This window comes from Rhodanobacter lindaniclasticus (assembly GCF_004799035.1).
Classification (GTDB): Bacteria; Pseudomonadota; Gammaproteobacteria; order Xanthomonadales; family Rhodanobacteraceae; genus Rhodanobacter; species Rhodanobacter lindaniclasticus.
Map to the genome: position 1 here is coordinate 1 of NZ_MWIO01000035.1, position 24,193 is coordinate 24,193.

Here is a 24,193-nt window from a genome sequence, read left to right on the forward strand (position 1 = left end):
CCGCCGCCGCCGCCCCCGCCGATGCGGTCGCCATTGCCCGCGTTGCCGCCGTTGCCGCCGGTGATGATCAGGCCTGCGCCGACGACGAGGTTCGTATCCGCGGTGTACACCCCATCGCCGCCGCCACCGCCGCCGCCGCTCATGAACGAGGTGCCGGGGTCGGTCTGGCCGTCCATGCCGTTGCCGCCGGTGACCGACGTGGTGCCGATGGTCGTGGCGCCCACGCTGCCGCCGGCGCCGCCGGCGCTGATGGCCGAGCCGCCGTGGCCGCCGGCGCCGCCATTGCCGTTGCTGCTGGGGTCGCCTGCCAAGCCGCTGCCACCGCCGCCACCCGTGCCGTTGCCGTTGCCGCCGCTGCCGCCGTAGGCGCCGCCCCCCGAACCGCCGATACCACCCTGGCTGCCGCCCACGGTGGCCCATGCCGGCAACGGGGCGAGGCTGGCCGACAGCGCCACGGCGCAAGCCACGGCGAGCAGGCGGCGCGGCCTGCGCGAGGCTGTCGCGGCGGTGTCGCCCTGGCGCGGCTGTGTCGCCAGTTCCGAAGCCACCTGCATCACGCGCAGGGCACGGTTCCAGACCAGTCGATAGGTACGGTTCATGATGGGATTCCTTGGGACAGAAGAGTGATGCGACGGCGGCGCGAGGGCGCCATCGGAAAAGTCGAGTCGCGGGCGGGCTGCGCTACGTGCGGGCGCAGGCTCTGACCGGGGCGGTCATGGGCCAGGGCGGCCAGCCGAGGGCGGCCAGGGCGTCGGATTCGAGCGCGAACGGACCGCGGCGCGCACCGGCGCTCATGCTGCGATCACCGGCAAGCTTGTCCATCGCGCAAGATCCCCCTTGGTCACACTTGCGCCGCGGCCTCGTGCCGTCGAGCGCACCGCGGATTATGGCGGTTCATTGCAGCGGGCGTTTGATCGGGATTGCTGTCGCCGTGTGCCGGCATCAGAGCAGCTTGATCATCACCGTGACGGATTGCTCGCCGTCCGCGCGGAGCCATGGCGGTGATTCGTAGCGTTCCAGCGCCGGGGTCATGTCGAAGCGCTGGCCGTGCTTCTGCAGCCACACCGGACTGATCGCGAAATAGGTCGAAAAGATGCCGGCATAGGGGCCATCGTGGCGCAGGCAGGCGTAACGGCCGGCCGGCACGGTAAAGCGCTCCAGCGGCGCCGGCAGCGGATCGGGCAGGCCGGGGTCGGCGACCATGCAGAAGTAGCGGATCAGGCCGTTCGGGGTGATCTCCGGGTTGTCACGGATCAGCGCATGGGCGGCTAGGCCGTCGGGTTCGACGCCGAGGCTGCGCAGCAGGTCGGCGAAGCGCAGCCAGCAACGCTCGGCCTGGTCGTAACTGCCGTGGAAGCGGGCGCCGACGAGGGGCAGCGCCGGCCGCGTTTCCACCCGCACGTGCCGCGCCCGCTCCAGGTCGTCCGGCGTCATGTTCACCACCGCCTGGCGCGCCAGCTCGCGGTAGCGGGTGGGCGGCAAGCCGAACTGGCGGCGGAAGGCGTGGTTGAACGCCGCCAGGCTGCCGTAACCCACCGCCGTGGCGATCTCCTGTACCGCGCGCGGCGAGGCCAGCAGCAGGATCGCCGCGGTGTCCAGGCGGACGCGCCGCACGTAACCGTTCACCGTCTCGCCCATCACTTCGGCGAACAGGCGGTGGAAGTGGAACGGGCTGAGCTGGGCCTGCGTCGCCAGCGCAGCCAGGGTGGGTTCGGCGGGAAAGCCGGCCTCGATGGCGCGGATCGCCGCCAGCACGCGCGCGTCCTCGATCAGCGCGGGTGGCAGGTGCCGGCGCAGGTGGCGCAGGTGGGGGCCGGCCGGCGGCTTATCGAAGCGCAGCGGATTGGAGCGGTCTTGTTCCTGCGGGGGGATGACGGTGGTCTCCATGATGGATGGGCCTTCGCCCGACGGGCCGCGAGGCAGCGCCGCATGCGGGATGGTGATGGATGGTGGGCGCCGACGGTACGAACTCGCGCACGTTACGGACAGCGGACAGCGGCGCAGAGCTAGTCGGGTGTGCCGTGGACGGCCGTCGGTGGACTGCGCGAGATGACGTGGGCCAGTGTGTCCACGTTGTCGACCAGGCGGTCGCTGATCCGCGCCAGCAATTCGGCGGCCGCGGGGTCGCCGCCTTCCCGCGTGGCGCCGGCCAGCTGACGTTGCAGCGCGCGCAGGTCCGGCAGCGGGCCGGTCTGGCGCTGTTCGCGCAGGGCGGTGGCGATCGCGCGCAGATTGTCGGCGGCCTGTTCGACGAAGCGCGCGACGCCGGCCGGCTCGGCCAGCGTGGCGAGATCGCCGAGGGCGGCCTCCAGCGTCATCGCTGTGCGCGCCAGGCGGTTGCCGTTGGCAAACAGCGCGCGGGCCAGCGCCAGCAGCTCGGGCGGCGTGGCCGGTTCGGTGCGCATGCGGTCGATCGAGGCCTGCGCATTGGTGCGCGCGGTGCGCGCCGCGCTGCGCGTGTCGTCGTGCCGCGCGGTCTGCCCGGGCTGCGCCAGTGCCTGCAGGTAGCTGGCATAGGCGTCCAGCATCACGGCCAGCGCGGCGCGGGCGCGGCCACGCTCCCAGGTCGGCCAGGCCACGTAGGCGAGCAGCGCCATGCCGCAGCCGAGCGCGGTGTTGAGCACGCGGTCGCTCACCGCCAGACCGGGGTTCACGCCGTCGAACGAGAGCAGGATCACCACCGTGCCGGTCAGCGCCGCCACCGCGATGCCGTAATGCGCGCCGGCGAGATAGCGGAACGCCACGCACAGCACCGCCATCAGCGCCAGGTGCGCCCACGGCTCGTCCGGCGTGACGTGCAGCAGCACCGTGGTCAGCACCAGCCCGAGCACGGTGCCGAGCACGCGCAGCAGGCCGAAGTTGAAGGTGGCGGCAAAATCCGCACGCAGCACGATCGCCGCCGTCATCGGCAACCAGTAGCCGTGCGGAAGTTGCAGCCAGCGCGACAGCGCCAAGGTTGCGGTGAGGCACACGGCCATGCGCACGGCATGGCGGAACGCCACCGAACGCGGCGTGAGGGTGGCGCGCAGGGTGGCGCGGATCGACGTGCTGCGCAGGGTTGGCGGCAGGAGGGTTTCCGCCGCGCTGGCGCGCAACTCGCCCCGGCTGCCGGCCCAGTCGGCGTTGCGCACCGCCGCGGCAAGCTGGCCGACCAGGGCATCCCGATGTGGTGCCGACCCGTCGCCCTCGCCGTGCCCCGCACGCAGTGCCCGCAGCAGGGTGTCGGCACGCGCGGGCGAATCGCCGTGTTCCAGCGCGTCGGCGATCGCCGCGAGCACCTCGGCCGCCGCGTCGCGGAAGCCGGCCTGCAGGACAGGACCGGCATGCAGCTCGGCGAGGGCGGTGAGTTCCAGCCGGATGCGTTCGGCCAGCTCCAGCAGCACGCCGAAAGCCTCCATCGCACGGCCGTGCGCGCGGTGGCGGCCCAGCAGGGTCTGTTGCAACGTGGTCATCGCCTCGCTCAGCGCCGGCACGTCGGAAGCGTCGTGGCGGGTTTCGCGGGCCAGCGTGGCCAACCCGCGATATACCTCGACCAGCGCATGGCGCTCGGGCCAGTAGCGTTGCAGCGGCCACGCCGCCAGCGAGAACGAGGCCAGCAGCAGGCCGCCGGCGAAGATCAGCGCCGCGCCGCCCAGCGCGCCCGGCAGCGGCTGGGGAGAGGCGGCGGTGATCACCAGCAGGATCATGCTGGTCATGCCGGCGCGCGCCGTATCCGGGCCGAACACCACCAGCAGCCCGCCGCAGAAGCCAAGTGCCGCCGTGACCGCCAGCAGCGGCAGCAGGTGGCCGCCGAGCAGGAAACCGGCCAGCGAGGCCAGGCCCGCGGCCAGCGCGTTGAGCAGCAACTGCCGCAGACGCTGGCGATACGGGCCGGGCTGGTCGGAGAACATGGCGTTGAGCGCGCCGCTGGCCACGGCCAGGCCGATCGTCAGGTGGCCCGTCGCCATGCCCACGGCCAGGGGCAGCACCACGGCGGCGGTGTTGCGCACGACCACCCGCCACGGCACGTTCGGTCGCTTGACCCGGGTCAGGCTCTCGATGGCGTGCGCGCGCAGGGAGTAGCTGGTGGAGGACATGCCGCTTGGATACCTCGCGCCGACTTGTGCGACGGTAGGAGCGCACCCGGTGCGCGATGCTGTTGTGACGTGGCGAGAAGCTCGCGCACAGGGTGCGCCCCTGCAGGCCTCGACCTGCTCAGGCGCGGCCGGCGAACTCGCCGGTGAGCGTGTTCACCCACACCTTCTCGTCGACGCTGATGTACTCCGGCACCTGCACTTCGATGCCGGTGTTCAGCCTGGCCGGCTTGTTGCGCTTGGTGGCGCTGGAGCCTTTCATTTCCGGGGCGGTGTCGACCACGGTCAGCACCACGCTGGTGGGCACCTGCAGGCCGACCGGGGCGTCATCGATCAGCTGCACGTAATAGCCTTCCAGATCCTCCACGATGTAGCCGGCGTTGTCGCCGACCAGTTCGGGCGAAAGCAGGTACTGGGTGTAATCCTCCGCGTCCATGAACACGAACGCCTCGCCGTCCATGTAGGAGAAATTCGCCGCGCGGCGGACCAGGTCCATTTCCTTCAGGTCATCGTCCGCACGCAGGCTGAGGTCGTACTTGCGTGCCCCGGGGATCGAGTACATGGTGAAGCGGAAGGTGACGTTGCCGCCACGCGCGGTGGGTGCGCTGCGCTCGATGTCGCGCACCTGGTAGACGGTGCCGTCGTGTTCGACCACGTTGCCTTTCTTGATGTCGGAAGCTTTCATGATTTGAGATGATGTTTATTTGAAATTACGGTTGTGGTGTTAACCATTCTCGGATGGACTGTCTATTTTCCTTGCATCGACAAGTCGTTTTACAAGATGATCGGCCATCAGGATATCGTCATATTCATCACCCATTTCCTCGCCCATCGATTCGCGAAGATCCTTCTGATAGTGCTCCATGGCAACGATGATGTATGTCAACTCTCTGGCGGTGAAGGTTATCGAGATCATGTGGTTCTCCAGTGTCATGGCGTTCCGTAAAATTCGTGCCCGAGAGGTTGGAATTTGATGAGTGCGACGAGCTCAAGGAACGCCCGCACGGTCATGGATCTGCTTACGGTCAGGGTGCAATGCCCCGGGGGGACTCCGTCATATTTCAAGATCAATCCTGACGGGATGGGTTGGCCCAGTTCGATCGACCACCAGTGGATCTTGACTTGATGGCTTTTGTCGACCATTTTTCGCAGCGAATCGTCGAGGGCCACCATGCCGTCAGGTATCATCTTTTTCAAATACAGCGAAATCCCTTGGTCGGGTGACACGTTGTGTTTCTCCGAAAGGTTGCTCTCGATTCTCCCGGATTGATCATGGATGCCGATATCGATAAATCGAAGAAAATCAACGCCCGCCTTTGATGCGGCACCTTTTCGGAAGACTGCATTTTCAAGTTCGACATCGACAGCCCACAAAATTGTCCCGGGTGCGGGAAAATCATCTTCGTGTTGCATGATCGCTCCTTGTCGGTCTGCCGGTCGTTCGTGACTGGCGGAATTCCTTGCGGTTCGCCAGCATGGTTGGCTACTTCGCCGTCAACCGCACCGCCCCATCCAGGCGGATCGTCTCACCGTTGATGTAGCGGTTGGTGAGGATGAAGGCCACGGTGGCGGCAAACTCGTCCGGCTTGCCCAGCCGTGACGGGAACGGAATGGAGGCGGACAGCGACTGCTGCACGGCCTCGGGCATGCCGTCGACCATCGGCGTCCAGAAAATGCCCGGGGCGATGGTGGCCACGCGGATGCCGAAACGGGCCAGTTCGCGCGCCATCGGCAGGGTCATGCCGACCACGCCGCCCTTCGACGCCGAATATGCCGCCTGGCCGATCTGGCCTTCGTAGGCGGCGACGCTGGCGGTATTGATGATCACGCCGCGCTCGCCGTCCTCGCCCGCCTCGTTGGTCTGCATCAGCGCGGCGCCGGCCTTGGCCACGTTGAAGCTGCCGACCAGGTTCACCATCACGGTGCCGGAAAAGTTGGCCAGCGGCATCGGGCCTTCCTTGCCCAGCACGCGACCCGCACCGAGGATGCCGGCGCAGTTGATCACCACGTTGAGGCCGCCCATCGCGTGGTGCGCGGCGGCCACGTTGGTGGCCACGCCTTCCTCGGAGGTGACGTCGGTGCGGAAGAAGCGCGCGGCGTCGCCCAGTTCCTTCGCGGCGGCGTGGCCCTTCTCCTCGTTGACGTCGAACAGCGCGACCTTGCCGCCGTGGGCGACGAAATGCTGCGCCACCGCGTGACCGAGGCCGGAGGCCCCGCCGGTGATGATTGCCTTGACCTGATCGAGCTGCATGGACGTCCCCGGCCGCTGTGGAAAAGCCGCCATGGTAGCCGACCGGAAGCTGCGGCTGCAGGCTGAACGCAAAGCCTGCCACGGCAGCTGGTTCACGCACCGTTGGGGTGCGCCCGGCCATGTTGGCGCCGGACCGCCCGACGAGGATCTGCCCCGGACGGATCGTTCTTCCATCCAACGCAGGGGTGCAACGCATGAACATGAAGAAGCTGCTGAGTCTGTCTGTCGCGTGTGGCCTGGGGCTGATGCTGGCCAGCGGCACCGCGCTGGCCCAGAACCACGGCCGCGGCCATGATCATGGCCATGACCGTGACCGGCATGGACATTACGATCATCGCGACGACCATCGCGGTCCGCACCACCGGCCTGGCCACCCCCATTACTCCAACTGGCGCGACCGCGGTCGCCATGAGGGCTGGTACAAGCGCGGCGGCTACCTGCCGGTGGAATACCGCACCCGCTACGTGGTGACCGACTGGCATCGCGACCATCTGCGCCCGCCACCCCGCGGCTACCACTGGGTACGCAGCGACAACGGTGACTTCCTGCTGGTGGCGATCGCCACCGGGGCGATCATCGACCTGCTGCTCAACCAGTAAGCCGGTTCCGGCGTGAAGGCGTGCCCGCACCCGCGGGCACGTTTTTTTATGTCGGATGCCGACCCGGCCCGGGGGTGCGCAGGGCGGGCACCGCCCGCCGCCGTCTCTCACAGACGCCGAGAAGCCAGAGCCGGCGGGCAGTGCCCGCCCTACGTATTCCGGCTTTCCAGCAACTCCTGCAACGGTGCCGGTGGCAGTTGCGGGAACGGCGTGACGGTTGCGGGCGGGTTCGCCGCCGCCTGCAATTCCTTCTGCCACACGCCCACATCCCACCACTGCCCCAGCTTGTACCCGCACTGGCGCCACACGCCCGCGGGCGTGAAACCCATCGCCTCGTGCATCGCCACGCTGGCCGTGCCGGGCAGGGTGATCACGCCGACCGCCTGGGCCAAACCCTGCAGGCGCATCACGTCCAGCAGCACGCCGTAGAGGCGGCGCGCGATGCCGCGGCGCTGCGCGCTGGCGCGCACGTAGATCGAGGTTTCGGCGATCCAGTCGTAGGCGGCGCGTTCGCGGAAGCGGCCGGCGTAGGCGTAGGCGAGGACCTCGCCGGCTTCTTCCCACACCAGCCACGGGTAGTGCCTGAGGCGCGAACGGATGCGTTCGCGCATGGCGTCCACGCCGGGCAGTGCGGTTTCGAACGTGGCCGCGCCGTCGCTCACCGACGGCGCGTAGATCGCGTGGATGGCAGCGGCATCCGCGTCGCGGGCGGTACGGATGGTGGCCACGGTCACAGCTCGCGGATGAAGAAACGGTCGCAGCTGAAATGCCCGGTGCCGCCCATCGGCGAGCACAGCGCGGTGAAGCCGCTGCGCTTGTACAGCGCCTGCGCCGCGTCCATGCCGGTCAGCGTTTCCAGGTAGCAGCGGCGGAAGCCGTGCGCACGCGCCGCGTCCAGGCAACGTTGCATCATCGCCGTGCCCGCGCCGATGCCTCGTGCTTCGGGCAGGAAGTACATCTTGCGCAGCTCGCACACGTCCGCCTCGCCGCCTTGCAGCGGCGCCACGCCGCCGCCGCCGAGCACGGTGCCGCCGCGCTCGACCACGAAATAGCTGCAGCGCGGCTGCGCGTAGGCCGCGCACATCGCGTCCACCTCGGCATCGTGGATGGCAAAGCCGGGGCCGCCGGCGCCGAACGCGGGCATCACCGCGCGGATGATCGCGGCGACCGCGGCGTCGTCGCGCGGCTCGATGGGGCGGATGAGGTAGTCCTGGGTCATGGCAACGGCGTGGCATCTGCGGTGTAGTCTCGGCATTCTCGCACCGGAGCCGCCCATGTTGATCTACGACGCGATCAGTCCCGCGCCGCGCTGCCTGCGCATGTTCGTGCTGGAGAAGGGCCTGCGCCTGCCGGCCGTGACGGTGGACGTGACGCGGGGCGAGAACCGCGAGGCGGCCTGGCTGGCGGTAGTGAACCCCGCCGGGCAGACGCCGGCGCTGCGCCTCGACGACGGCACGGTGCTGGCCGAGGCGGTGGCGATTGCCGAGTACCTGGAAGATCTGTACCCCGCGCCGGCGCTGATCGGCACGACGCCGGAAGAGCGCGCGCAGACCCGGCAGTGGTGGCGGCGGGTGGAACTCAACGTCACCGAGTTCATCCACAACGCCTTCCACTACGCCGAGGGCCTGCCGCGCTTCACGCCGCGCATTCCGGTGGCGCCGGAGGCGGCCGCGGGCCTGAAACGCATCGCGCAGGATCGCCTGGCCTGGCTCGATGGCCTCTTCGGCGCCGGGCCGTGGCTGTGCGGCGAGCGCTTCACGGCGGCGGACATCTGGCTTTACGTGTGGCTGGATTTCGGCCTGGGGGTGAACCAGCCGTTCGATCGCCAGCTGCCGAAGATCGGGCCGTGGTTCGAGCGCATGGCGGCGCAGCCGAGCGCATCCGTCAGCTGCGAGCTGCTGGCTGCCGCATGAGCGCCGAACGCAGCCTGCCGGTGCGCAACTCCATGGTGTCGGTGGTCGCGTTGCGCGGTGCGGGCGCAGCCACGCGGATGCTGCTGGCGCGGCGCGCCGGCGCCTACCTCGACGGTGCGTGGAGTTACCTCGCCGGTCACGTCGAGGCGGGCGAGGCGGGCTGGCAGGCCGCGCTGCGCGAACTGCGCGAGGAAACCGCGCTGGAGCCGGAAAGCTTCTGGGCCACCAGCTTCTGCGAGCAGGTCTATCTCGCTGCGACGGACGCCATCGAGATCGTGCCCGCCTTCGTGGCGCGCGTGGCCGAGGGAGCGCAGGTGCGCCTCAACGGCGAGCACTCGGCGTTCCGCTGGGTCACGCTGGAGGACGCCGCCGCGCTGCTGCCGTTCGGCAGCCAGCGCGAGCTGCTGGCGCACGTGCGGCGCGAGTTCGTGGAGCGCGAGCCTTCGCCGTTCCTGCGCCTGGCGCTCGACTGAGCGCCGCGCTTGCGGCTACGGACGGCGGTAGACGCTGCCGTCCTTCATCACGAACACCGGATGGGCGAGGTCGCCGATGTGCGTGCTCGGATCGCCTGTGAAGGCGGCGAGGTCGGCGCGCAGGCCCGGCGCGATGCGGCCGAACACGCCCCGCTGGCGCAGGATCTTCGCCGCCACGTCGGTGGCCGCGTGCAGCGCCTGCGCCGGTGTCATGCCGGCGGCCACCATCGCCGCCGGCTCGCGCCAGTTCTCGCCGTGCGCGAACACGCCGACGTCGCTGCCGTTGCCGATGGTCACGCCCAGCTTCAGCGCGGTGCGGAACGCGCGCGCGGCTTCCTGCATGCGCGCGGTGGGCGGGTCGCGGCCGGGCACGTAATGGTGGAAATACTGCTCGGTGGCCTCGACCGCGGTGAGCGTGGGCTCGTAGGCGATGCCCTTCTGCTTCAGCAGCTTGAACGTCGCCGCGCTGGCGCCGTAGCCGTGCTCGATGCTGTCCGCGCCGGCCTGCGCCGCCATGCGCACGCCTTCGTCGCTGGCCGCGTGCACGGCGACCGGCCGCCCGAGCTGATGCGCGGTGTCGACCAGCGCCTTCAGCTCGGCGGGGGTGAAGGTGGGCGCGGTGGCGCCGCCGGGGCCGACGCGGTAGTCGCCGTAGAGCTTGATCCAGTCCGCGCCACGCGCGGCCTGCTCGCGCACCGCGGCCATCGCCTGGTCGACGCCGCTGACTTCCTGCGCGCCGCCGGGCAGTTCGAGGTCCGGCCGGAAGCCGCGGGGGCCGGGGCCGTAGCTGGCGGTGGCGACGATCGCGCGGGTGGCGACGAACAGCCGCGGGCCGGGGATCAGGCCCTCCTCGATCGCCCGCTGCACCGACACGTCGGCATAACCGGCGCCTTCGGTGCCGAGATCGCGCAGCGTGGTGAAACCGGCAAGCAGGGTGTCGCGCGCGTGCTTCGCGGCCAGCAGGGTGCGGTAATCCTGGGGCTCGATGAGCACCTGGTTATTCCACAGCGTCTCGTTGTACGGGTGCAGGAAGAGGTGCGAGTGCAGGTCGATCAGGCCCGGGGTGAGCGTGGCGCCGGGCAATTCGATGCGTTGCGCGTCGGCGGGCGCCTGGATGTCCGATCGAGGGCCCATCGCTGCAATCGCGCCGTCATGCACCAGCACCGCCCAGCCCGTATGCGCGGCGTCGCCATCGGCCGTCCACACGCGCTCAGGCAGCAGCAGCCAGTCGCCTTTGGGCGTGGTTGCGGCGGCCGCCAGCGAGCACAATAGAAGCAGCAGAAGCGTCGTCATCCATTGGATCATCGGGCTTGCACGCATCGTTGGCTCCCTTCGTCGATCAGGCTTTCGATGGCAATGAGTCACGCGGACTGCGAGCGGCAAGCTCAGCCGGAGGCGTGGGCGGCGAACACCCAGTCCTTGATTTGCTCGTAGGCGGCCATGCCCAGTTCCCGTTCGCTTTCCGGGTAAAGCGTTTGCAGTCGCGTCTGCGTGGCATCCAGAAACGCCGGCAAGCCGAAGGGGCGAGTGCCCAGATGGGTCTGCCAGGCCTCCAGCCATGCCGTCAGCAAGGCGAGCCGGCCCGCCTCATCCGCCAGGGCCCCGGCGGTCAGGCCGAGGTCGGGCAAGGGCGAGGTGGACACGTCGAGGTCGACGGTGACGGGGGCGGCTTCCGTGGGCATGGGTTCCGGTGCTGCGGCCGGCAACGGGATGCGTGACAGATCCAGTTCGCCCTTGAAGGCGGACTGGCTCAGGGCGGCGTAGAGGGTTTCGAGGTCGGTGAGGGTTTGCTGGTAGCGGGATTTGAGGGCTTCGATTTTCTCGGCAGCATCGGCGAACTGGTTTTGAAGCTCGACAGGTGGCTTGGGGACTTCGAGGCCTCGAAGGATTTCGAGGTTGATGTTTTTCTGTGCCGCAGCCGGTGCGTTCTTCTCAAGGATGGCCTGGAAAAACCAAAAAAGGCCAAGGACATACAGGGTGTTGGACTGCGCCTTGTCGGCGGTGAACCCGACCACGCTGTCCGGGAAGCATGCGTCGAACGTCAGGATGCCGGTTTGCGCAATGTTGGCCGCGATGGTGATGCAAAGCGTTCCAGCGGGCCACGGCTTGCTCTGGGCAAAGCCGATGTCGGAATACGTTTGCGTGTATGCCGTGATGTAGGTGCCTGCGTTCGACACCTCGCCTGTCTGGATGAGCGGGTGTCTGCCGCCCAAAAGTTGAGGGTCATTTCGTGGGCGGTGCTTTGATATGCCACGGTTGATGGAGCCGAATTGTTCGAGTGGTGCCTTGTCCCAGCCTTTCTCATTCCGCACCGGGTCGCCGAACATCTCCAGAAACACGCCCTTGAGCATCGCGTCGAGTTGCGCAAGCTGTTGCTTGCGTCGGGCGATCAGACCTTCCACCTTGCTCAGCAAGTGAGCGATGCGGATTTGGTCGTTGTAGGTGACAGCCGGAAGCGGGATGCTCTCGAGCGCATTCCTATTGATGTGGGGGATCGTTGCTCCTGTTGACGTCTGGCGAAGATATTCGAACTTCGACTTCAGATATGCCCCAATAAACGGTGTGAATAGTTGAGCGCCATGTCTGACTCGAAGACGCGCAATCGTGCTGCCGATGTAGCCGCTCTTGCTAAAGCCAATCGTTCCAGCGTTGGCTCCATCCCACGCGATCAGAATATCTTCAGGTACTGCTTCCACGCCGACTGGGTCGTCGGTGTAGCGGATCGAATCATCGTTTCGAAGATCATCAATTCCGATCAGACGCACTGCTTTGCTCGATGGCGAGGCCGATACCTCGTGTTTTTTGCCCTTGGTGATCGAAATGGCTGAGCCGAGTGTTGAGGGTGTGGAACCTGTCATCCCACCATCCTCTTCAGCTTCAGCAATTCCCCCACGATGCCGCCTTGCAGCTTGGCGAGTTCCTCCGCATCCAGCTTGCCCACCTCGTCGTGGATCAGCCGATCCAGAATCACGCCGGGCGTTTCGTACTCGATTTCCTCGAACAGCTCCTGCTTGTAGCGCGACAGCGACAGGTCGAAGCCTTCGGCCTCGATGTCCTTGTACGGCACCATGAAGCAACGCGCGGCGCGGTCGTTGTCCTTGCTGGCATCGCGTGCATGGAAGCGAGCAACGATGTCCTGCAGGTCGCCGCAGCCATCGAGCTTGCTGCGCTTGTCGTCCAGCGAATAGCCGTCGGCCTGCATCTCGTAGAACCACACGTGCTCGGTGGCCGGTTTGCTCACTTTGTCGTCGCGGCCCCAGACCTTGGTGAACAGCAGAATGGCTGTGGAGACGCCGGCATAGGGTTTGAACACGCCGCTGGGCAGGGTGATGACGGCTTTCAGGTCGCAGCGTTCCACCAGCAACTGGCGCAGCTCCTTGAACGCCCCGGCGGAGCCGAACAACACGCCTTGCGGCACGATCACGCAGGCGCTGCCGCCTTTCTTCAGCAGGCGATAGATGTTCTCGACGAACAGGAGTTCGGTCTTGGTGGTCTTTAAGTGCAGCGCCTCGTTGATGTCGCCCTTGTCGATGCTGCCGGTGAACGGCGGGTTGGCCAGCACCAGGTCGTAGGCGGCTGCTTCGTTGTAGCTTTTGCTCAGGGTGTCGGTGTAGTCGATGTTGGGCTCGTCGATGCCGTGCATCATCAGGTTCATCAAGCCCAGCCGCACCATGGTGGCGTCGATGTCGTAGCCGTACAGGCTTTGCTGCAGGATGGTTTGCGCCTGCTCGGTGAGGGTGGCTGCGACCGAGGTGCGGATGAAGCCGTCTTCGTCGGGCGTCAAGCCCTTGGTGCCGGCGCGCAGCGCCAGCTGGGTGACGATGTACTGGTAGGCGCCCAGCAGAAAGCCGCCGGTGCCGCAGGCGGGGTCTGCAATCTTGTGGCCCAGTTGCGGCTGCACCAGTTCGGCCATCAATTTGATGATGTGGCGCGGGGTGCGGAACTGGCCGTTCTTGCCGGCGGTGGCGATTTCGGCCAGCAGCATTTCGTAGACGTCGCCCTGGATGTCCTGGAAGGCCTGGCCGTTGTCCTGCGAGTCCTTCTCCATCACCGCGAAGATCTCGTCGATGGTCTTCACCGCTTCCACCAGCAGCGAGGGCTTGGGGATGATGAACACCGCGTTCTTCATGTGGTGGGTGAAGCGGCTCTCCGCGCCGTTCAGGTCTTTCAGGAACGGGAACACGCGGGTCTGCACGTGGGCCAGCATGTCCTCGGCCTGCATGTGCTCCCATTCGCTCCAGCGCAGGGTGCGGCGGTCGATGGCGTATTGCTTGGGCTTGTCGTGGCTGCGGTATTCGGGCGGTATCCACTGGCCTTCGAAACGCGACGCGTAGGGTTTGCCCAGCCATTCGGCGTCGGCGGCGCGCTTTGCGTCCAGTTCGTCCATGCGCTTCATGAACAACAGATAGGTGATCTGCTCGATGGCGGTGAGCGGGTTGGAAATGCCGCCGGCCCAGAACTTGTTCCAGAGCTGTTTGATGGCGTTCTTGAGTTCGGTGTTGTTTTGCAGCATGGCGTGGTTCTTTCAGTCGTGGTGCTTGGGGTTGGGCAACTTGCCGCTGGACTTGACCAGTTTCTTTTCCTCGGTCTTGACGCGGCGCTCCAGCTTCTTGATGTCTTCCTCGGGCGGCAGGCGCTCGGGCTGGATGCCGCGCTGGCCGAGCATGGCGCGCACGCTCTGGTTGTTCTGCACATGCTCGCGGCTGATGGCCGGTTCGCCGCGCAGGTTGTCCTGGCCGACGTTGTGGTTGGTCATTTCGGTGGCGAGGTTCTTGGCGGCGATGGTGAGCGTGGGCAGGAAGTCGGCCAGCGGACGGGTCTGGGTGATGCCGTAGCGGTCTTTCATGGCCTGCGTGGTGTGGCCGCCGAACAGGGCGGCATCGCCCTTGGAGCGGATGCGGCCAAAGCCGGCGTCGTCCACGCCGCGTTCATAGATGTTTTGCGACAGGGACTTTTCGGATTCGCGCAGGCGCTCGCGGGCATCCAGCCGGGCCTGCAGGCGCATGCGCTCCTCGATCAGCTCCTGCTTGCGCGTCTGCATGGCGAAGTAGCTTTGTGCGAAGGCGATGGGCTCCTTGCGCGGGTCGCCGTTCTGGGCAATCAGATAGCAGGCGTAGCGGGTGAGCATGAAATCGTCGACCGGGCGGTCTGCACCGCTCCCGATCCTGACCATTTTCGTGACGCCACGAAAATGGTCTAACTCGTCGTAACCGGTTGTTCTGCATGATTCCACGGCACGGGCAATGGCCGTCTGGAAGTTCTCCCAGCGGGTGTAGCCCAGCGGCTCCATCAGCTCGCGGGCGAACCAGAACTCCACACATTCCTCGGGCGTGCGCTGGCTCAGGGTGTCGAAGTGTTGCTTGAGTGCCTGAATGACGGTGGGTTCCATGTGGGTGTTCTCCTTGGGATGAGCGTCAGGCGGCAAGCTGCGTGGTCAGGCGCAGGATGTCGTGGATTTCCGCGGGGTTAAACACGCCGCGGATGCCTTGCGGGTGGATGACGGTGAAAGGAGCGGCGATCAGGTCCTGCTTCTCCACCTTTTCGCGTTCGATGATCACGTTGCGCAGCAGGGCGAGGAACTCCAGCTGGCGGCTGTTCAGCGTGCTGTGGGCGCGGATGAACTGGTCGAAAGCCGCGCCGACTTCCTCCGGAAAGCTCTTGAGCGGTTCCAGCCCAAGGATGTGGCGGATGAACTGGATGAAACGCGCCTTGTGGTTGCGATAGACCTGACGCAGCAGGTCCTCGGTGATGTGCGGGTGCTCTTGGTACAGGTAAGCGGCCAGCTCGGCGGCTTCGGCCTCGCTGACTGGCTTGCCGTGCTTGAGCTTTTGCAGCACAGGGTGGGTGGCAGTGAGTTCGGCGATCAGCGTTTCGACCATTTCGCGGTAGCGGGCGATGCCCACCGATTCGTGCTGCGGGCCGAATTCCACCCATTCCTTGCGATGCAGGGCATCTTGCAGGTTAAGGTGCACCGGGTTGGCGGGTTCGCCGCCGCCATTGCGGAACTTCATCAGCGGCGCGAGCTTTTCGATCAGCTCGTCGAACTGGTCTTCGCCGGCATGGGCCCAGTAGTCGGGGCGCTGTGCGCTGCGGATCAAAGCTTCCTGCTGTTTGACGAAGGGCACGGCGAGCGGCAGCTCGGCGATCTGCTCGACGATGGCGTCGCGGATGGCGACGGCTTGCAGTTTGTGCTCCTTGTCGTCGAAGAGTTTGTTCAGCGCGTATTCGACCAGGTCGCGCTCGAAGCGCATGGCCTTGAAATCCGCATCGGACACGGTGCGAAACAGCGGTTTGATTTCATGACGCAGGAAGTCGAGCCGGGGCGTGTCCAGCGTGATCCAGAAGTTCTCCTCGTCCAGCCGGGCCAATGCGGCGGCGGCTTCCTTGATGACGACCGACGCGGCGGGCAGGGCGGCGATCTGCCGGCGCAGTTTGGCGACCTCTCGCGCGGCAGTATCGGCGTGGCCGCAGGCGTTAGCCTGTTCTATCTTGTCGATGCGCAGGCCCGCCAGTTTCACCGGCAATGGCAACTGTGGCGTGGGTTCCTTGCCCTTGGGCTTGAGCTTGAAGTATTCGAAGTTGTCCCAGCAATCGAGGATCAGGAAGTGATCCTTTTCCACGCACCACGGTTTGATCTTGGCCGGTTCCAGCAGGCGCGTGCCGCGGCCGATCATCTGCCAGAACTTGGTGTAGGAGTACACCGGCTTGGCGAACACCAGGTTGACGATTTCACGCACGTCGATGCCGGTGTCGAGCATGTCCACGCTGATGGCGATGCGCGGCATGTCGTGGTTGGAAAACTGGTCGAGCAGGCCACCCTTGCCGTAGACGCGTGAATCGTCGGATACCAGTACCTTGGCCAGCTCGCCGTGGTGATGCGGGTAAAGCTTGTCGAAGGTTTCCTCGATACGGCGGGCGTGTGCCTTGGTGGTGCAGAAGAAGATGGTCTTGCCGGGCAGCACGCCGTTGACGTCCTTGATGGATTCCTCCATGAATTCGCGCACGATCAGCGCGTTGGTGCCGGCGTTGATGACCTGCTTTTCCAACTGGGTGCCGTCGAAGTTGATTTCCTCGACTTCCTTGCCTTCGAGGATCAGTTTCTTCTGGTCTTCCAGCGAGATGGTGCGCTTGGAGATGCCTTCCATCTGGAAGCGGGTCTGGATTTTCATGACCCGGAACGTGCTGAGGTAGGGTGGAGCGTGATTGATGGCTTCTTCGAAAGTGTAGGCGAAGCTGGGCAGGCCGTCTTCGCAGTCAAATAGCGCGAAGGTGTTGTGGTCGACCAGGCCGGTTGGCGTGGCGGTGAGGCCCAGGGTAAGTGTCTTGAAGTAGTCCAACACTTCGCCGTAGGTGTTGTAGATGGAGCGGTGACTCTCGTCGACCACGATGAAATCGAAGAAGTGCGGTGACAGCGACTGCGTTTCGTCGCGGACGAGGTTGAGCATGGTGGGGTAGGTGGCCACGTAGATGCGTCGATCCGTGGCGATCAGCTTCTCGCCCACGTTGGGCCAGCGCGGCTCGTCGGGAAGGTGTTCTTTGAAGGCAGTCAGTGCTTGCTCGCGCAGGGCGATCCGATCGACCAGGAACAACACCTTCTCGGCGTGACCAGCGCGCATCAGGGCGTCGATCAGGGCAATGCAGGTGCGGGTTTTGCCGGTGCCGGTGGCCATCACCAGAAGGAAGGCGCGCTTGCTGGTTTCGATGCCTTCGAGCACCGCACGGATGGCGCGGATCTGGTAGTCGCGGCCGGCGATCGAGGTGTTGATGAACTCGCTGGTCAGCGGCTTGCGGTTGCGGCGGATGTAGGCGAGGCGTTCCAGGTCGTCGCGTGTGGGATAGCCGACGATCTTGCGCGGCGGCGCGTGGCCGAGATCCCAGAACCAGAGGTCGCGGCCATTAGTGTAGAAGCAGAACGGCAGCTCGCCGCCACGATGGCGCTGGATGTTCTCGCAGTATTGCTTGGCCTGCTCGCGCCCCAGCGCGCCGTCGCGACTGGCTTTCTTGGCTTCGATCACGGCCAGCGGCCTGCCATCCTTGCCCAGCAACACGTAGTCGCTGAATTGGTGGCCTTCGTACGGTGTGCGTGGCTCGGCCACACCCTCGGGAAGGTTCACCAGAATGTCGAACTCTTCGACAACCTGAGTGGGGTCCTTGACGTTCCAGCCGGACAGGGCCAGTTGCTGGTCGATCAGCTCCGTGCGCGTCTGGGCTTCCGTTGTCGTCATGCGTTGCCGGCCTCGATGGCTGCGTGGGCTGGTCGGGAGGCGTCCCCTGTTTGGCGAACTGGGGCCAAGCGGTCACCAGCATGTGCCATGCGTCTTTGGCCTCTTAGTATGGGCCTGTAGGTCGCCCTTGGCACGTTTGTCCGGACATCGCTTGCCTGCTGCGATGTCCATGGAAATCTCGGTATACCGCCAGGCTGCGAAGTGGTCGGTTCTGCGCCGCAGTTGTTATTCAGCCGGCGGCCGTGCGCGCGCGGGTGACCCGGCTGGCGGTGTCCTTGTGCAGCTGCGCGGCGAGCCAGGCGCCGGTGGCGATCAGCAGGTCGAGGTCGATGCCGGTCTCGATGCCCATGCCGTGCAGCATGTAGACCACGTCCTCGCTGGCCACGTTGCCGGTGGCGCCCTTCGCGTAGGGGCAGCCGCCGGTGCCGGAGACGGCGCTGTCGACCACGCGCACGCCTTCCTCCAGGCAGGCCAGGATGTTCGCCAGCGCCTGACCGTAGGTGTCGTGGAAGTGCACCGCCAGCGCGGCCATCGGCACCTCCTGCGCCACCGCGTGCAGCATCGCGCGCGCCTTGGCCGGGGTGCCTGTGCCGATGGTGTCGCCCAGCGAGATCTCGCCGCAACCCAGCTCGTGCATGCGCCGCGCCACGCGCACCACGTCGGCCACCGGCACCTCGCCCTGGTACGGGCAGCCGAGCACGGTGGAGACATAGCCGCGCACCTGCACGCCGTCAGCCCGGGCCTGTTCCATCACCGGGACGAAGCGCTCGATCGACTCGTCGATCGAGGCGTTGATGTTCCGGCGGTTGAACGCCTCCGAGGCGGCGGTGAACACGGCGATGTGCGTGGCACCCACTTCGCGCGCGCGCTGGTAACCGGTGAGGTTCGGCACCAGCACCGGGTAGCTCACCCCCGGCAGCTTGCGGATGCCGGCGTACACCTCGGCGGCGTCGGCCAGCTGCGGCACCCACGCCGGGCTGACGAAGCTGGTCGCCTCGATGGTCTGCAAGCCGGTCGATGAGAGCCGGTCGATCAGCGCGATCTTCACCGCAGCCGGCAGCAGGGTCTTCTCGTTCTGCAGGCCGTCGCGGGCGCCGACTTCGACGATGCGGACGTGGTTGGAGGTGTTCATGACAAGAAGCTCCAAAGGACATCATTTCCCTTCTCCCCTTGGGAGAAGGTGCCCGAAGGGCGGATGAGGGTGCGGGGTCGAAGTGAACTCCCTGGCCTGCCCGAACCCTCACCCCAACCCCTCTCCCAAGGGGAGAGGGGCTCTAAAAAGCTCACTCGGCGAAGCGCACCAGTACGGCATCCGCCTCGACGAATTCGCCCTGCATGGCGTTGATGCTTTCGATGGTGCCGTCGCGCGGCGCCTTCAAAGCCAGTTCCATCTTCATCGCTTCCATCACCAGCAATTCCCGGCCCTGTTCGACCGTGTCGCCGGCCCTGGCTTTCACCAGCACGATGCGGCCCGGCATGGGCGCGATGATCTGGTTGCCGCCGGCGGCGTCGGTCGCTTCCCACGCGAAGGCGGCGGCGCGGCTGAAGCTGTAGCGCTGGCCGTGGGCGTCGTGCAGCAGCACGTGGGCGGCGTCGACGTGCAACGGTACGCGTTGCGATTCGCCGTCGAAGCGGGCGCTGAGGTTGTCGTGCGACAGGCACGCGCCATGCGCCTCGCAGCTGGTTTCGCCGTAGCGCAATTGATAGTTGCCAGCGTGCCCGCGCGCCTCGATCTCGAAACGCTGTTCGCGCCAGCCCAGCGCCACGATGCGCTTGCCGGGGTGGCCGATGCGCCAGGCATCGGCGCGGGCCCACGGCGAATGCGGATCGGTCGCGGCGCCGGCCACGTTCGCTTCGTCGTGCAGCAGGGCGGCGGTGGCGGCGGCGAACAGCACGTCCTCGCCCGGCACCGCGTCGCCGACCAGGAACTCTTCGAGGTGGCGATCCAGATAACTGGTGTCGATGCGGCCTTCGACCACGGCCGGATGGCGCACCAACCGTTCGAGGAAACCGATGTTCGATTTCGGACCGATGATCTCGCATGCCGCGAGTGCCTCGCGCATGCGCTGCAGCGCCTTCGGGCGATCCTCGTCCCACACGATCAGCTTGGCGATCATCGGGTCGTAGAAGATCGTCACCGTGTCGCCCTCGACCACGCCGCCGTCGAGGCGCACGTGGGTCGATGGGGCGGGCAGGTGCAGGGTCTGCAGCTTGCCGGAGCCAGGCAGGAAGTTCTGGTCGGGGTCTTCGGCGTACAGGCGTACTTCGATCGCGTGGCCGCGCGAAATCACGTCCTTCTGCGCCAGCGGCAGCGGTTCGCCATCCGCGATGCGCAGCTGCCACTCCACCAGATCCACGCCATGAGTCAGCTCGGTGACCGGGTGTTCGACCTGCAGCCGCGTGTTCATTTCCATGAAGTGGAAATCGCCCGCGGGGCCGACGATGAACTCGACCGTGCCGGCGCCCACGTAGTTCACCGCGCGGGCGGCCGCCACGGCGGCGGCGCCCATGTCGGCGCGCTTTTCGGGGGTGAGGAAGGGCGAGGGGGTTTCCTCCAGCACCTTCTGGTAGCGGCGTTGCGCGGAACATTCGCGCTCGCCCAGGTGGATGATGTTGCCGTGGCGGTCGCCGAAGATCTGGAACTCGATGTGGCGCGGGTGCTCGACGTAGCGCTCCAGCAGCATCGAGGCGTCGCCGAAGGCGGCTTGCGCCACGCGTTGCGCGGTGGCCAGCGCCTCGGGGAATTCGGCTTCCGAGCGCACGATCTGCATGCCCTTGCCGCCGCCGCCGGCCGAGGGCTTGATGATCAGCGGGTAACCGATGGCATGTGCCTGTTCGGCGAGGTGGGCGTTGTCCTGCTTGTCGCCGCTGTAGCCGGGCACCAGCGGCACGGCATGTTTGGCCATCAGCTGCTTGGCGGCGGCTTTCGAACCCATCGCCTCGATGCTTTCGGGATCGGGGCCGATGAAGACGATGCCAGCCTGCTGGCAGGCACGCGAGAAGGCGGTGTTTTCGGAAAGAAAGCCGTAGCCGGGATGGATCGCCTGGGCGCCGCTCTTTTTCGCGGCGTCGAGGATGGCGTCGATGCGCAGGTAGGAATCGGCCGGCAGCGGGCCGCCGATCGGCCACGCCTCATCGGCCAGCCGCACGTGCTGGGCGTCCTGGTCCGCCTCCGAATACACCGCGATGGTGTGGATGCCGAGGCGCCGGCAGGTGCGGATCACGCGGCAGGCGATCTCGCCGCGGTTGGCGATCAGTACGCGTTCGAACATGCGGGGTTCCCGGAGCCGTTGGATGTCGATGCAAAGCCGTCGAAGCTAACAGATTGTGTCGTCGCAGCCGATGCGCGGCGCAGCATGGCAGTGCTCACGTGGCCTGGCCGAACCACGCCGGCGCGCGCTTGTCGAGAAACGCGCCCAGGCCATGCTGGCCTTCGGGCGAGACGCGCAGACGGGCGATCAGTTCGGCGTTTTCGGTGTCGATGCGCTCGGCCGTGGCCGGATCGGCGCCGTCGATGCGCAGCGCCAGTTGCTTGGCTTCGCGCTGGGCCAGCGGACCGGCCTTGGCGAGCAAGTGCAACTGGCGCTCGATCGCCGCGTCCAGTTCACCGCCCGCCACCACGGCGTGCAACAACCCGACGCGCCGCGCCTCGTCGGCGTCGAACACCTCGCCGGTGACGAACAGCCGGCGCGCCTCGCGCAGGCCGATCGCGGCGACCACGTACGGCGAGATCACCGCCGGCACCAGGCCCAGCTTCACTTCCGACAGCGCGAACTTGGCGCCGTCCACGCCGATCGCGATGTCGCAGCAGGCGACCAGGCCCACGCCGCCGCCGTAGGCCGCGCCGTTGACGCGGGCGATGGTGGGCTTGGACAGGAACTGCAGCGTGCGCATCAGCCGCGCCAGGCGCAGCGAATCCTCGCGGTTCTCCTGTTCGCTGGCGGCGGCCATGCCGCGCATCCAGTGCAGATCCGCGCCGGCCGAGAAGGTGCTGCCGTTGCCGCTGAGCACCACGCAGCGCACGGCCGGATCGGCATCGGCCTGGGCCAGCGCGTCGGTGAGTGCGGCGATCAGGCCGTCGTCGAACGCGTTGTGCACCTGCGGCCGGTTCAGGGTGAGCCAGGCCACGGCGCCGCGGCGCTCGTTGAGGATGGAGTCGGTCATCGGTCGTCCCGGCAAATAACCCGATGATAAACGCAGCGCGCCACCACTACCGGCGTGGTGCGGCCGCCGGGGCAAAGGAATACAATGCGAACCATTCTTGTTTGGATTCCGCCCGTGCGTCTGTCCGAATTGCCCAAGGGTGCCCTTGCCGTGGTCGAGCGCGTGCTCGATGCGCATGCGGCCGATCCGATCGCCCAGCGCCTGCGCGACCTCGGCTTCGTCGATGGCGAGCCGGTGCGCGTGGTGGCGGTCGGTCCGATGGGTGGCGATCCGGTGCTGATCCAGATCGGCTTCACCCGTTTTGCGTTGCGCCGCGCCGAGGCGGCGCGGGTCAGCGTGCGCGCCGAGGTTGCCGCGTGAGCGCATCGAGTCTGCGGATAGCCCTGGTCGGCAATCCCAACTGCGGCAAGACCGCATTGTTCAACCTGCTTACCGGCGGACGCCAGAAAGTGGCCAATTACGCCGGCGTCACGGTGGAACGCAAGGAAGGGCGGTTCATGGCACCGTCGGGCCGGTTGCTGCAGATCCTCGACCTGCCGGGCACCTACAGCCTGGAGGCGAACAGCCCGGATGAGCAGATCACCCGCGACATCTGCGCCGGCACCTTTCCGGGCGAGGCAGTACCGGATCTGATCGTCTGCGTGGCCGACGCCACCAACCTGCGCCTGCACCTGCGCTTCGTGCTGGAAGTGAAGCGCCTCGGCCGCCCGGTGGTGCTGGCGCTGAACATGATGGACACGGCGCGCTCGCGCGGCATCGTCATCGACGTGCCGGAGCTCTCGCGCCGGCTGGGCCTGCCGGTGGTGGAAACCGTGGCGGTGAAGCGCGGTGGTGCGCAGGCGCTGATCGAGCGGGTCGACGGTGAAGTTCCCGCGGCTGCGCCGCGGCAGCCGGACGACGCGGCCGACCGCGCCGACCTGCATGCGCAGGTGCGCGAACTGCTGACGGCCACGGTGACGATGCCCCGCGTCACCGCCGAGATCGACGATGCGCTGGACCGCTGGACGCTGCACCCGGTGTTCGGGCTGGCGATCCTGGCGGTGGTGATGTTCCTGGTGTTCCAGGCGGTGTACTCGCTGGGCAAGCCGATGACCGACGCGATCGGCGACGGCTTCGGCTGGCTGGGCGCTCATGTCGCCGCGTGGATGCCGGCCGGGCCGCTGCAGAGCCTGGTCAACGACGGCCTGTTCGGCGGCCTCGGCACGGTGCTGGGCTTCCTGCCGGAAATCCTGGTGCTGTTTTTCTTCATCATCGTGCTGGAGGAATCGGGCTACCTGCCGCGCGCGGCGTTCCTGCTGGATCGGCTGATGCTGTCGGTGGGTCTGACCGGCCGCTCGTTCATTCCGCTGTTGTCGAGCTTCGCCTGCGCGATCCCCGGCATCATGGGCACGCGCAGCATCACCGATCCGCGCGACCGGCTCACCACCATCCTGATCGCGCCGCTGATGACCTGCTCGGCGCGGCTGCCGGTGTATGCGCTGCTGATCGGCGCATTCATCCCGATCCATTACGTGTTCGGCGTGTTCAACCTGCAAGGCCTGGTGCTGTTCGCGCTGTATCTGGCCGGCATCCTCGGCGCGATGCTGGTGGGCTGGGTGATGAAGCACATCCGCCGCGACAAGAGCGAGCATGCGCTGATGATGGAATTGCCGTCGTATCGCCTGCCCAAGCTGCGCGACGTGGCGATCGGCCTGTACGAGCGCGGCATGATCTTCCTCAGGCGGCTGACCGGCGTGATCCTCGGCCTGACCGTGCTGATGTGGTTCCTCTCCACCTTCCCGGGTGCGCCGGAGGGCGCGACCCGGCCGGCGATCGAGTACAGCTTCGCCGGCTATATCGGGCGGGCGCTGCAGTACGTGTTCGCGCCGATCGGCTTCAACTGGCAGATCAGCCTGGCGCTGATCCCGGCGTTTGCCGCGCGCGAGACCGCGGTGGCGGCGCTGGCCACGGTCTACCTGGTGGGCGGCGAATCCGGCGGGCTCGGCCAGGCGCTGGCCGGGCAGATCCCGTTGGCCAGCGCGCTGTCGCTGTTGGTGTGGTTCGCCTACGCGCCGCAGTGCATGTCCACGCTGGCGATCATCAAGCGCGAGACCGACTCCTGGCGCAACGTGGCGATCTCGTTCGGCTACATGTTCGTGATGGCCTATACCGCGTCGTTCATCGTCTACCAGGTGACGAGGGCGCTGACGTGAGCACTAGCCTGCTGCTGCAGTACGTGGTGATCGCCCTGGCCGTGCTGGCCAGCGTGTGGATCGTGCTGCGCAAGCTGGCCCGGAAAACGACCAACCGCTGGCTGGCCGCTGCGTCCATCCATTTCAACCAGCCGAATCGTGGCGCCCTGGCGCGGGCCTTCGGCCGGCGCCTGCAACCGACCGAAGCCACCGGCGATTGCAGCGACGGCTGCAGCACCTGCGGCGCCTGCGGCCCGAAGCCGCCGTCGGCGGCGCAATTGGGCGAGCCGATGCCGCTCGAATTCCGCCCGCGGCGGTGAGGGC

The 24,193-nt window shown here is 66.8% G+C and carries 24 protein-coding genes; 6 read left to right on the forward strand and 18 right to left on the reverse strand.

Features of this window, described 5'->3' with window-relative positions; all coding sequences use genetic code 11:
• The 8 genes from B1991_RS19095 to B1991_RS13025 all read right to left on the reverse strand — a co-directional run.
• Positions 1-599 (reverse strand): ESPR-type extended signal peptide-containing protein (locus B1991_RS19095; protein ID WP_281280545.1); only part of this gene is annotated, 599 nt, incomplete at its 3' end.
• Between the two features lie 82 nt (positions 600-681).
• Positions 682-822, reverse strand: coding sequence for a hypothetical protein (locus B1991_RS18685; protein ID WP_168709643.1), 141 nt, complete (start codon positions 820-822; stop codon positions 682-684).
• 120 nt (positions 823-942) lie between these two features.
• On the reverse strand, positions 943-1,887 hold the full coding sequence (locus tag B1991_RS13000) for an AraC family transcriptional regulator (protein ID WP_136259107.1): 945 nt from the start codon (positions 1,885-1,887) through the stop codon (positions 943-945).
• A 119-nt stretch (positions 1,888-2,006) separates the two neighbouring features.
• The gene (locus B1991_RS13005; RefSeq protein ID WP_136259108.1) at positions 2,007-4,076 is read right to left on the reverse strand and encodes an FUSC family protein; all 2,070 of its coding nucleotides are present in this window, start codon (positions 4,074-4,076) and stop codon (positions 2,007-2,009) included.
• Between the two features lie 118 nt (positions 4,077-4,194).
• Positions 4,195-4,758 carry an elongation factor P-like protein EfpL gene (gene efpL / locus B1991_RS13010; RefSeq protein WP_136259109.1) on the reverse strand — a complete coding sequence of 188 codons (564 nt, stop codon included), beginning with the start codon at positions 4,756-4,758 and terminating at the stop codon, positions 4,195-4,197.
• A 39-nt stretch (positions 4,759-4,797) separates the two neighbouring features.
• Positions 4,798-4,989 (reverse strand): hypothetical protein, encoded by a 192-nt coding sequence (locus B1991_RS13015; protein ID WP_136259110.1) that lies wholly within the window; start codon positions 4,987-4,989, stop codon positions 4,798-4,800.
• Positions 4,990-5,003: 14 nt separating this feature from the next.
• Positions 5,004-5,486, reverse strand: a complete 483-nt coding sequence (locus B1991_RS13020) for a Tse2 family ADP-ribosyltransferase toxin (protein WP_136259111.1) — start codon at positions 5,484-5,486, stop codon at positions 5,004-5,006.
• A 70-nt stretch (positions 5,487-5,556) separates the two neighbouring features.
• Positions 5,557-6,324 carry an SDR family NAD(P)-dependent oxidoreductase gene (locus B1991_RS13025; protein ID WP_136259112.1) on the reverse strand — a complete coding sequence of 256 codons (768 nt, stop codon included), beginning with the start codon at positions 6,322-6,324 and terminating at the stop codon, positions 5,557-5,559.
• 194 nt (positions 6,325-6,518) lie between these two features.
• Here B1991_RS13025 and B1991_RS13030 point away from each other — a divergent pair, with 194 nt between their 5' ends.
• On the forward strand, positions 6,519-6,923 hold the full coding sequence (locus tag B1991_RS13030) for an RcnB family protein (protein ID WP_425466690.1): 405 nt from the start codon (positions 6,519-6,521) through the stop codon (positions 6,921-6,923).
• 149 nt (positions 6,924-7,072) lie between these two features.
• On the opposite strand, the gene B1991_RS13035 is transcribed toward B1991_RS13030, so the two are convergent.
• Complete coding sequence (locus B1991_RS13035; protein ID WP_136259113.1) at positions 7,073-7,651, reverse strand: GNAT family N-acetyltransferase; 579 nt, start codon at positions 7,649-7,651, stop codon at positions 7,073-7,075.
• 2 nt (positions 7,652-7,653) lie between these two features.
• Positions 7,654-8,142: a GNAT family N-acetyltransferase gene (locus B1991_RS13040; protein WP_136259114.1), complete on the reverse strand. Its 489-nt coding sequence runs from the start codon at positions 8,140-8,142 to the stop codon at positions 7,654-7,656.
• Between the two features lie 55 nt (positions 8,143-8,197).
• Here B1991_RS13040 and B1991_RS13045 point away from each other — a divergent pair, with 55 nt between their 5' ends.
• A complete protein-coding gene (locus B1991_RS13045; RefSeq protein ID WP_136259115.1) occupies positions 8,198-8,836 on the forward strand; it encodes a glutathione S-transferase family protein in 639 nt (212 codons plus the stop codon).
• A complete protein-coding gene (locus B1991_RS13050; protein WP_136259116.1) occupies positions 8,833-9,309 on the forward strand; it encodes an NUDIX hydrolase in 477 nt (158 codons plus the stop codon). The genes B1991_RS13045 and B1991_RS13050 overlap by 4 nt, the downstream gene beginning before the upstream one ends.
• 15 nt (positions 9,310-9,324) lie before the next feature.
• Here B1991_RS13050 and B1991_RS13055 read toward each other — a convergent pair whose 3' ends face one another.
• The 8 genes from B1991_RS13055 to B1991_RS13090 all read right to left on the reverse strand — a co-directional run bounded on the left by B1991_RS13055 (position 9,325) and on the right by B1991_RS13090 (position 21,698).
• Positions 9,325-10,629, reverse strand: a complete 1,305-nt coding sequence (locus tag B1991_RS13055) for a metal-dependent hydrolase family protein (RefSeq protein WP_136259117.1) — start codon at positions 10,627-10,629, stop codon at positions 9,325-9,327.
• Positions 10,630-10,694: 65 nt separating this feature from the next.
• Positions 10,695-12,167: a restriction endonuclease subunit S gene (locus B1991_RS13060; RefSeq protein ID WP_136259118.1), complete on the reverse strand. Its 1,473-nt coding sequence runs from the start codon at positions 12,165-12,167 to the stop codon at positions 10,695-10,697.
• Complete coding sequence (locus B1991_RS13065) at positions 12,164-13,822, reverse strand: type I restriction-modification system subunit M (protein ID WP_136259119.1); 1,659 nt, start codon at positions 13,820-13,822, stop codon at positions 12,164-12,166. The genes B1991_RS13060 and B1991_RS13065 overlap by 4 nt, the downstream gene beginning before the upstream one ends.
• 12 nt (positions 13,823-13,834) lie before the next feature.
• The gene (gene dinD / locus B1991_RS13070) at positions 13,835-14,698 is read right to left on the reverse strand and encodes a DNA damage-inducible protein D (protein ID WP_136259120.1); all 864 of its coding nucleotides are present in this window, start codon (positions 14,696-14,698) and stop codon (positions 13,835-13,837) included.
• A gap of 25 nt (positions 14,699-14,723) precedes the next feature.
• On the reverse strand, positions 14,724-17,534 hold the full coding sequence (locus B1991_RS13075; RefSeq protein WP_136259121.1) for a type I restriction endonuclease subunit R: 2,811 nt from the start codon (positions 17,532-17,534) through the stop codon (positions 14,724-14,726).
• 229 nt (positions 17,535-17,763) lie between these two features.
• Positions 17,764-18,666, reverse strand: coding sequence for a hydroxymethylglutaryl-CoA lyase (locus tag B1991_RS13080; protein ID WP_136259122.1), 903 nt, complete (start codon positions 18,664-18,666; stop codon positions 17,764-17,766).
• Positions 18,667-18,817: 151 nt separating this feature from the next.
• On the reverse strand, positions 18,818-20,806 hold the full coding sequence (locus B1991_RS13085; protein ID WP_136259123.1) for an acetyl/propionyl/methylcrotonyl-CoA carboxylase subunit alpha: 1,989 nt from the start codon (positions 20,804-20,806) through the stop codon (positions 18,818-18,820).
• Positions 20,807-20,900: 94 nt separating this feature from the next.
• A complete protein-coding gene (locus tag B1991_RS13090) occupies positions 20,901-21,698 on the reverse strand; it encodes an enoyl-CoA hydratase/isomerase family protein (protein ID WP_136259124.1) in 798 nt (265 codons plus the stop codon).
• Between the two features lie 114 nt (positions 21,699-21,812).
• Between B1991_RS13090 and B1991_RS13095 the strand changes: the two genes are divergently transcribed.
• From B1991_RS13095 to B1991_RS13105, 3 genes are read left to right on the forward strand one after another with little or no spacing between them, the layout of a single operon-like run.
• Positions 21,813-22,058 (forward strand): FeoA family protein, encoded by a 246-nt coding sequence (locus B1991_RS13095; protein ID WP_136259125.1) that lies wholly within the window; start codon positions 21,813-21,815, stop codon positions 22,056-22,058.
• Positions 22,055-23,890: a ferrous iron transporter B gene (gene feoB, locus B1991_RS13100; protein WP_136259126.1), complete on the forward strand. Its 1,836-nt coding sequence runs from the start codon at positions 22,055-22,057 to the stop codon at positions 23,888-23,890. The genes B1991_RS13095 and feoB overlap by 4 nt, the downstream gene beginning before the upstream one ends.
• Complete coding sequence (locus B1991_RS13105) at positions 23,887-24,189, forward strand: DUF6587 family protein (RefSeq protein ID WP_136259127.1); 303 nt, start codon at positions 23,887-23,889, stop codon at positions 24,187-24,189. The genes feoB and B1991_RS13105 overlap by 4 nt, the downstream gene beginning before the upstream one ends.
• Positions 24,190-24,193 lie beyond the last annotated feature (4 nt).

Coding starts and splice junctions, on each gene's coding strand:
- B1991_RS18685 (WP_168709643.1), bottom strand. CDS start 822: ATGGACAAGCTTGCCGGTGATCGCAGCATGAGCGCCGGTGCGCGCCGC.
- B1991_RS13000 (WP_136259107.1), bottom strand. CDS start 1,887: ATGGAGACCACCGTCATCCCCCCGCAGGAACAAGACCGCTCCAATCCG.
- B1991_RS13005 (WP_136259108.1), bottom strand. CDS start 4,076: ATGTCCTCCACCAGCTACTCCCTGCGCGCGCACGCCATCGAGAGCCTG.
- efpL (WP_136259109.1), bottom strand. CDS start 4,758: ATGAAAGCTTCCGACATCAAGAAAGGCAACGTGGTCGAACACGACGGC.
- B1991_RS13015 (WP_136259110.1), bottom strand. CDS start 4,989: ATGATCTCGATAACCTTCACCGCCAGAGAGTTGACATACATCATCGTT.
- B1991_RS13020 (WP_136259111.1), bottom strand. CDS start 5,486: ATGCAACACGAAGATGATTTTCCCGCACCCGGGACAATTTTGTGGGCT.
- B1991_RS13025 (WP_136259112.1), bottom strand. CDS start 6,324: ATGCAGCTCGATCAGGTCAAGGCAATCATCACCGGCGGGGCCTCCGGC.
- B1991_RS13030 (WP_425466690.1), top strand. CDS start 6,519: ATGAACATGAAGAAGCTGCTGAGTCTGTCTGTCGCGTGTGGCCTGGGG.
- B1991_RS13040 (WP_136259114.1), bottom strand. CDS start 8,142: ATGACCCAGGACTACCTCATCCGCCCCATCGAGCCGCGCGACGACGCC.
- B1991_RS13045 (WP_136259115.1), top strand. CDS start 8,198: ATGTTGATCTACGACGCGATCAGTCCCGCGCCGCGCTGCCTGCGCATG.
- B1991_RS13050 (WP_136259116.1), top strand. CDS start 8,833: ATGAGCGCCGAACGCAGCCTGCCGGTGCGCAACTCCATGGTGTCGGTG.
- B1991_RS13055 (WP_136259117.1), bottom strand. CDS start 10,629: ATGCGTGCAAGCCCGATGATCCAATGGATGACGACGCTTCTGCTGCTT.
- B1991_RS13060 (WP_136259118.1), bottom strand. CDS start 12,167: ATGACAGGTTCCACACCCTCAACACTCGGCTCAGCCATTTCGATCACC.
- B1991_RS13065 (WP_136259119.1), bottom strand. CDS start 13,822: ATGCTGCAAAACAACACCGAACTCAAGAACGCCATCAAACAGCTCTGG.
- dinD (WP_136259120.1), bottom strand. CDS start 14,698: ATGGAACCCACCGTCATTCAGGCACTCAAGCAACACTTCGACACCCTG.
- B1991_RS13075 (WP_136259121.1), bottom strand. CDS start 17,534: ATGACGACAACGGAAGCCCAGACGCGCACGGAGCTGATCGACCAGCAA.
- B1991_RS13080 (WP_136259122.1), bottom strand. CDS start 18,666: ATGAACACCTCCAACCACGTCCGCATCGTCGAAGTCGGCGCCCGCGAC.
- B1991_RS13085 (WP_136259123.1), bottom strand. CDS start 20,806: ATGTTCGAACGCGTACTGATCGCCAACCGCGGCGAGATCGCCTGCCGC.
- B1991_RS13090 (WP_136259124.1), bottom strand. CDS start 21,698: ATGACCGACTCCATCCTCAACGAGCGCCGCGGCGCCGTGGCCTGGCTC.